Genomic DNA, 7,152 nt, shown 5'->3' on the forward strand with positions numbered 1-7,152 from the left:
CCCCGGGGCGGCGCGGGGCGGCGGGGGCGGCCGCGGCGGGGGGGGGCCCCCCGGTCCCGCCCGTCCCCCTCCCCCGCGGCGCCCGCGTCGCGACGTCGGGCGGGGCCCGACCGATGGCAGGACAGATGCCCACCGCACGCCACATCGCCATGATCGGCTGCACGACGCCCAGCCACGTCCACCCCTCGCTCGGCGTCATCGCCGAGCTGGTCCGCCGCGGCCACCGGGTCGGTTATGCCATCGGCGACCGACTCGCCGGCCTCGTCGCGCCCACCGGCGTCGAACCGGTGACCTTCGCGTCGACGCTGCCGGCCGAGGACGACGAGTGGCCGGACAACCCCATCGCCGAACTCGACACCCACATGTTCCTGAACGAGGGGATCGCCAGCCTGCCGCGGCTGCTCGACCACTTCACCGCCGATCCCCCCGACCTGGTGATCCACGACATCGCCGCGCTGGCCGGGCCGGTACTCGGCGCCCGCCTCGGCGTGCCCACGGTGCTGCTGTCCCCGACGTGGATGCCCTGGGAGGGGTTCGAGGCGGAGAACGCCCCCATGCTCCGGCCGCCGCGCACCTCGCCGGCCGGGCTCGGCTACCACGCGGCGTACGGCGACTGGCTGCGCGGGCAGGGCATCGACCGCGATGCGTGGGAGTGGATGACGGCGGCGGTCCCGGCGGTCTGCCTGATCCCGTCGGTCCTGCAGCCGCAGTTGCACCGGGTCCGGCCGACGGTGCGTTTCGTCGGCCCGTGCCTGGATCCGGCCCGGCTGGCCGCGCAGAGCTGGGCGCCGCCACCGAACCGCCGCCGGGTGCTGCTGATCTCGCTGGGCACCGTGTTCAACGACCGGCCGGACATCTACCGGGCCGCGGCTGCGGCGTTCGCCGAGACCGACTGGCATGTGGTGATGGCCGTCGGGCGCCGCGTTGATCCCGCCGGGCTCGGTCCGCTGCCGGTCAACGTCGAGGCGCATCGCAGCGTGCCGCAGCTCGGCGTGCTGGCCCGGGCGTCGGCGTTCGTCACCCACGCCGGCATGGGCAGCTGCGTCGAGGCGGCGTGGTTCGGTGTGCCGACCGTGGCGATCCCGCTGGCCGCCGAGCAGTTCGGCAACGCCGCGATCCTCTCCGCCCTGGGAATCAGCCGCCAGCTGCTCGCCCAGCAGGTCGATCCGCGGCTGCTGCGGGCCGAGGTCGAGGCGGTCGCGACCTCCCCGCACATCGCCCAGCGGCTCGCTCTGGTGCGGGCGGCGCTGCGCTCCCAGGGTGGCATCGCCGACGCGGCCGACGCGGTCGCGGCGCACCTGCCCTGAGCCAGCCACCACCACCGCAACCACCCCATCACCCACTCACCCACCACCCGCGGCGTCCGAGGTGCGCAACCACCGGCGGGGCGAGAGGCTGCCGTCCATGGCGAACACGCGCGGCAGCCGATCAACTACGGGAGGCCCGGAACGTCCTCGGGCCGAGGACACCGCCCGGGCCGGTGCGGACGAGGCACCGTCCGCCGACGACTGGGACATCGTGACCGGCGTCGGCGTCACCGCCCTGGGTGTCGCCTCCGCGCGGGCGATCGAGACCCACCGGCCGGACGCCCTCATCAACGACCCGTACGCCGAGGCGTTCGTGCACGCCGCCGACCTGCCGCGGCAGCTGCCGACGAACCTGCAGGAACTGGCCGGCATGCCGATTCCCGGGGAGTGGCTGCTGATGTCCCGGTACATGGGCGTGCGCACGAGGTTCTTCGACGAGTACTTCGCCGGCGCGATCGCGGCGGGTATCCGCCAGGGCGTCCTGCTCGCCGCCGGCCTGGACACCCGGGCGTTCCGACTGGACTGGCCCGCCGACAGCGTCGTGTTCGAGATCGACCAGCCGCGGGTGCTGTCGTTCAAGCTGGCCGTCCTCGGCGCGCAGGGCGCCAGGCCGGCCGCGCGGCACCGGCTCGTGCCCGTCGACCTGCGCCGGGACTGGGCCGCGCCGCTGCACGCCGCCGGACACGACCCGGCTCAGCGCACCGCGTGGCTCGCCGAGGGCCTGCTGGCCTACCTCGACGCCGCGGCCGAGCAACGCCTGCTCGACACGATCAGCACCCTGTCCGCGCCGGGCAGCCAGGTCGCCGTCGAGGACTTCGGCCAGGTCGAGCGCCTGCTCTCCGCCGGCGACCTGGATGTCGCCCGCCAGCTCTGGGGCATCGACCTGCATTCCCTCGTCCATGACGAACCGGGCCGCGACGCCGCCGCCGCGCTGCGCCGGCTGGGCTGGGACGTCCGCACCGAGCGGTCGCTGGCGACCGCGCAACGGTACGGCCATCCCGTCGACCCGTCGATCGCCGGCACCTTCGAGGCGAGCCGCTTCGTCACCGGGGAACGCCGCACCGACCAGCTCAGGGCGTGACGAGGATCCGCCCGTTGACGGCGATGGCCGTCAGGTCGTGGAACGCCTCGTTGACCCGGTCGAGGGGGACATCCGGTGGGGGGAGGTGTGATGCGCCGTCCGCGCGGTTCAGGCCGTCGCCTCGGCGGGCAGCAGCCGGCGCGCGATCTTGCCGGTGGGCAGGCGCGGGAGTTCGGCCAGGAAGACCACCGAGCGCGGGGCCTTGTAATGGGCGATGCGCTCCCGCACGAACGCGGTCAGCTCGGCGGCGAGAGCGCCGGGGTCGACCGGCTCCGTCTGCGGCTGGACGACGGCGCGCACCGACTCGCCCATCTCCGCGTCGGCCACGCCGATCACCACCACGTCGGCGACGGCCGGATGCGCGATGAGGACGTCCTCGATCTCGCGCGGGTAGATGTTCACCCCACCCGAGATGATCATGTTGGAGACGCGGTCGGTCAGGTACAGGTAGCCGTCCTCGTCGACCCAGCCCACCTCGCCGAAGGTGCCCCACCCCCGGTCGTCGAAGGCCTCGGCGGTCCGGCCGGCGCCGCCGGTGTACTCGAACGTCGCGGCGCCCTCGAAGAAGACCCGGCCCTCGGCACGCGGCCCCAGCTCGGCGCCGTCATCGCCGACGATGTGCACCGGGCCGAGCATCGACCTGCCGACCGAGCCCGGATGCTCGAGCCACTCCCGCGGGCCGATGGTGCAGAACCCGACGCCCTCGCTGCCGGAGTAGTACTCGTGGACGATCGGCCCCAGCCAGTCCAGCACGGCCCGCTTGACCTCGACCGGGCACGGCGCGGCGGCGTGCACGAGGGTCCGCAGGCTGGACAGGTCGAACCCGGTGCGCACCTCGTCCGGCAACTTCAGCAACCGGACGAGGTGGGTCGGCACGACCTGGGCGAGGGTGACGCGGTGCCGCTCGATCTCGCCGAGGAACTCGACCGGATCGAACCGTTCGGTGACCACGACCGTGCCGCCGAGGCGGTGCACCGCGGTCGCCCAGCCCAGCGGGGCGGCGTGGTACAGCGGCGCGGGGCTGAGGTACCGGGTCGACTCGTCCCCGCCGTAGAGGGCCCGCATCATCGCGGTGAACGGGGTGGGTTCGCCGAGCGGGGCGCCGACGCGGGTCTGGCGGATCCCCTTCGGTCGGCCCGTCGTGCCCGACGAGTAGAACATCCAGGCGCCCTCGCACTCGTCGTCGAGCGGCGTCGAGGGCTGGGCGGCGAGAGTCCGCTCGTAGGGGTCGAAACCGTCGATGGGGCCGCCGACGGCCAGGCGCACCCGCAGGGCCGGCGCGTCGAGGCCGACGACCACGTCGGCTCGCGGCGCGGACGCGACGAGAACGGCCGCGCCGCAGTCGGCGACGATGTACGCGGCCTCCGCGACGGTCAGGTGCCAGTTGATCGGCGTGACGACCAGGCCGGCCCGCAGGGCACCCCAGACGACCTCGAAGTACTCCGTCCGGTTCTCCATCAGGACGGCGAGGTGGTCGCCGATCCCGAGGCCGGCGGACCGCAGGGCGTGCGCGAGCTGGTTGGAGCGTGCCTCGAGCTCCCCGTAGGTGACGACCTGCTCGCCGAGGATCACCGCCGGCCGCCGCGGTGCCGAGGCGGCGAACCGCGCCGGATGCTCGATGTCTGCCATGCTGGCTCCTCCGGGCTTCAGATGGGCTGGGACCGGCCGGCGCGGACCGCCGGCCGCTGTCCGCTCAGGCCGTCGCTCCGCTGGCGATGTCACCCAGGCTCACGCCGACCTGGCGCTCGAAGCGACCCTGGTCGAAGCTGCGGATCGACACGTCGTGGTCGGCCGAGGCCGCCCGCAGCGCGCCGACGGTCGACTTCTCCCGCGGCAGGTGCGAGAACGGGTCGAACTGGTACCAGCGCAGCGCGTTCTCGTAGGTGATCTTGTTGATCTCGTCGTCGGGGAGACCGGCGGTGACCCGCTCCAGCTCCTCGGCAGCGCTCGGCCACGAGGAGTCCGAGTGCGGGTAGTCGCACTCCCAGGCGATGTTGTCGATGCCGATGTCGTGGCGCAGCTTCACGCCCACCGGGTCGGCGATGAAGCAGGTCAGGAACCGCTCGCGGAAGACCTCACTCGGCAGCTTGCCGCCGAAGTTCTGGCCGGTCCACAGGTGGTGCATGTCGTAGGTCCGGTCGAGGCGGTCCAGGAAGTACGGGATCCAGCCGGTGCCGCCCTCGGACAGCGCGATGCGCACGTCCGGAAACTCCTTGATGATCCGCGACCAGACAAGGTCGGCGGCCGCCTGGCAGATGTTCATCGGCTGCAGGGTGATCATCACGTCGATCGGGGCGTCCGGTGCGGTGATCGAGAGCTTCCCGGACGAGCCGAGGTGGATCGACATGACCACGCCGGTCTCCGACAGGGCGCGCCACAGCGGGTCCCAGGAGGCGTCGTGGAAGCTCGGGTAGCCCAGCGTCGCCGGGTTCTCGGTGAAGGTCAGCGAGTGGCAGCCCTTGGCCGCGACGCGGCGGACCTCGGCGGCGCAGAGCTCCGCGTCCCACAGGATCGGCAGCGCCATCGGGATGAAGCGGCCCGGGTACGCGCCGGCCCACTCCTCGAGGTGCCAGTCGTTGTAGGCCTGCAACACGGAGAGCGCGAGGTCCTTGTCGTCCGCCGCGGCGAACAGCCGGCCGGAGAAGCCGGGGAACGACGGGAAGCACATGGAGCCGAGCACACCGCCGGCGTTCATGGCCTTGACCCGCTCGTGGACGTCGTAACAGCCCGGGCGCATCTCCTCGAACGAGGTCGGCTCGACGCCGTACTCCTCCCTTGGGCGGCCGGCGACCGCGTTGAGCCCGACGTTCGGGATGATCGTGCCGTTGAACGTCCAGACATCGCTGCCGTCGTCGGTCTTGATGACCGTGGGCGCCTGGTCGGCGAACTTCGCCGGCAGCCGTCCGTCGAACACGGTCGGCGGCTCGACGAGATGGTCGTCGACGCTGACAAGGATCATGTCTTCAGCCTTCACGGCACCCTCTTCCCAAATGTTACGTAGCGCACTGTGCCGCGCCACACCCTATCGTCTGCCTATTTGAGAGCCGAACGATTGATGATTGCGGAGAGTGACACATACACTGCTCTTCGTGGCGTCGGGCGGGCAGGGGCCGTGCGAGGACCTTGCCCATGGATTGCGCGGCAACCGCTCGAGCAGTTCGAGGCGCTCCGGGTACCTGTGCCGGGCGAGCCCGTCGGCCCGGCAGTGTTCGACCAGGTCGGCGAGGGGTCGTCGGCGAGGACCACCGCGTCCGGACGGCTGCGGGCCGCCTCCTCCAGCAGGCTCCAGAACCCCACCCGATCACTCCTCGGTGGCTCCCGCGGCGGGCCGGGGCCCTCGACAGGACAAATACTCGCATGATCGCGTCTGGCGCGCTCGCGACCGAACCCAGCGCCCCACGTACCCCGATAGATGTATAGATGGAATGTCGAGGCAGACCCCAGTGGACACCGTCCCTGCTGGCCACGACCGCCGCGGAGTGTCCTCCCGGCACGGGGAGGGGCGGGACCAGATGGACAGGTACAGCTGGGCCGAGCCGGTCGTCGAGGAGGTCCACCCCGGGATCCACCGCATCCCCCTGCCGCTGCCCAACGACGGCCTGCGCGCGGTGAACGTCTACGCCATCGAGCAGCCGGGCGGCCTGGTCCTCGTCGACGCCGGCTGGTCGGTGCCCGAGTCCGAACGCCAGCTCGAAATGCTGCTCGGCCAGCTCGGCGCCGGTCTCGGCGACGTGAAGCGCTTCCTCGTCACCCACGTCCACCGCGACCACTACACCCAGGCCGTGGCGCTGCGCCGCCGCTTCGGCGCGACGATCGCCCTGGGCCGCGGCGAGCAGCCCGCCCTGGAACGGCTCCTCAACACCGGCGCGCTGCCCGCCCGCGAACACCGCGCCCGTGGCCTGCGCCAGCTCGGCGCCGCCGCGCTCGCCGACGAGCTGGAGCAGCGCATCCAGGACAACCCGGACAGCCCCGGTGTCTGGGAGATGCCCGACGAGTGGATCGACGGCGAGGTCGACGTCCCCCTCGCCACCACCACCCTGCGCGCCCTGCCGACCCCCGGCCACACCCCTGGCCACGTGGTCTTCCACGACCCCGCCGAACGCCTGCTGTTCGCCGGCGACCACGTCCTGCCGACCATCACCCCGTCGATCGGCCTCACCACCGACCCGGGCCCGCTCCCCCTCGGCGCGTTCCTCACCTCGCTGCGGATGGTCCGCACGATGCCCGACGCCCGGCTCCTACCGGCCCACGGCCCGGTGACCGACAGCGTCCACGCCCGCGTCGACGAACTCCTCGAACACCACGCGGAACGCCTCGACGCCGCGGTGGCCGCAGTGACCGCCGGCGCCGACACCGCCTACCAGGTCGCCCGTGCCCTGCCCTGGACCCGCCGCGCCCGGCCCTTCGACGACCTCGACGTCTTCAACCGCATGCTCGCCACCAGCGAAACCGCCGCCCACCTCGACCTGCTCGTCGCCCAGGGCCGCCTCCGGGAGCAACGCATCGACGACGTCATCCACGTAGCCGAAGCCTGACCGGGGGCCTGCGAGCATCGCGTTCGCCAGATAGTCGTCGAAGGTGCGGCCATCGGCGAGCCCCGGGCGAGCTCGGCCGCGTCCCAGAGGTGTTTGCGCGGGTCAGGCGGCATAGAGGGGCTGCCTGGTCCGCAGGACCTGGTCGCGAAGGTAGGGGTTGTCAACTGCCGCAGCTTGAGTATGCGATATAATGCGTAAGTGAACTTGAAGCAGTGGGCTGAGCGTGAGG

Annotated in this window: 5 protein-coding genes; 3 read left to right on the top strand and 2 right to left on the bottom strand. The window is 72.4% G+C overall.

Annotated elements, in window-relative coordinates; translation table 11 throughout:
* Positions 1-125 precede the first annotated feature (125 nt).
* Positions 126-1,307 carry a macrolide family glycosyltransferase gene (locus tag MXD60_RS28250; protein WP_248822743.1) on the top strand — a complete coding sequence of 394 codons (1,182 nt, stop codon included), beginning with the start codon at positions 126-128 and terminating at the stop codon, positions 1,305-1,307.
* A 97-nt stretch (positions 1,308-1,404) separates the two neighbouring features.
* Complete coding sequence (locus MXD60_RS28255) at positions 1,405-2,388, top strand: class I SAM-dependent methyltransferase (protein ID WP_248822744.1); 984 nt, start codon at positions 1,405-1,407, stop codon at positions 2,386-2,388.
* A gap of 108 nt (positions 2,389-2,496) precedes the next feature.
* Here the strand turns inward: MXD60_RS28255 and MXD60_RS28260 are convergent, their stop codons facing one another.
* Complete coding sequence (locus MXD60_RS28260) at positions 2,497-4,017, bottom strand: acyl-CoA synthetase (protein ID WP_248822745.1); 1,521 nt, start codon at positions 4,015-4,017, stop codon at positions 2,497-2,499.
* Between the two features lie 64 nt (positions 4,018-4,081).
* Positions 4,082-5,362 (bottom strand): amidohydrolase family protein, encoded by a 1,281-nt coding sequence (locus MXD60_RS28265; RefSeq protein WP_248822746.1) that lies wholly within the window; start codon positions 5,360-5,362, stop codon positions 4,082-4,084.
* 538 nt (positions 5,363-5,900) lie between these two features.
* Here MXD60_RS28265 and MXD60_RS28270 point away from each other — a divergent pair.
* Positions 5,901-6,923, top strand: coding sequence for an MBL fold metallo-hydrolase (locus MXD60_RS28270; protein WP_248822747.1), 1,023 nt, complete (start codon positions 5,901-5,903; stop codon positions 6,921-6,923).
* Positions 6,924-7,152 lie beyond the last annotated feature (229 nt).

The organism is Frankia sp. AgB32, assembly GCF_023243045.1.
Classification (GTDB): Bacteria; Actinomycetota; Actinomycetes; order Frankiales; family Frankiaceae; genus Frankia.